Here is a 662-nt window from a genome sequence, read left to right as displayed (position 1 = left end):
CACCCAGGCTGCCCGTGTCGCACGTTGGCAGCGGGCGCTGCAGGAAATGCGGCATGACGGTAGTCTGGAGCGCATCTATCGACACTGGTTTCCCGAGGCCGATGAGCAGGCCCTGGCCGACCTGCTGAGTGTCGAGTGATGGGCTGCGCTGAGTGCCCGGCCGCAGACGGGAGGGAGGAATGAAGCTGGTGAGGTGGCTGTCGTGCGTTTGCCTGGCGATGCTGTGCAGCCCTGCGCTGGCAGAGTTGCAGCTGCTCACCGAAGACACCCCGCCCATGAGCTTCATGCGCGACGGCGAGGTCAGCGGCTTCTCCGTCGAGGTGGTCCGGGCCCTGCTGGCACGCACCGGCGACAGCGGAAAGATCGAACTGATGCCCTGGACCCGCGCCTTCTACCTCGCCCAGCAGCAGGCGGACATCGCCCTGTTCTCCACCGTGCGCACCCCGGAACGTGAGGGCAAGTTTCTCTGGGTCGGCCCCATCGTGGTCGGGACGACCAGCTTCTACTCGCTCAGGTCGCGCAACCTGGTCATCGACGACCTGCAGCAGGCCGCCGCGAGCGGGCCGCTGGCCCTGCCCAAGCAGTGGTACACCTTCGAGACGCTCAGCGCGCGTGGTTTCGACAACCTCTACGGGGTGTCCACGCCGAAGCAGATGATGACC

The 662-nt window shown here is 66.5% G+C and carries 1 protein-coding gene; it reads left to right on the top strand.

The genetic code is table 11. The annotated features are described in order from the left end of the window. Positions 1-179 precede the first annotated feature (179 nt). The coding region (locus J0A65_RS24965; RefSeq protein ID WP_206596924.1) for a substrate-binding periplasmic protein at positions 180-662 on the top strand (483 nt) is incomplete at its 3' end.

This window comes from Bowmanella yangjiangensis (genome assembly GCF_017255015.1).
GTDB lineage: Bacteria > Pseudomonadota > Gammaproteobacteria > Enterobacterales > Alteromonadaceae > Bowmanella > Bowmanella yangjiangensis.
This window is presented reverse-complemented; position numbering and strand designations above follow the sequence as displayed.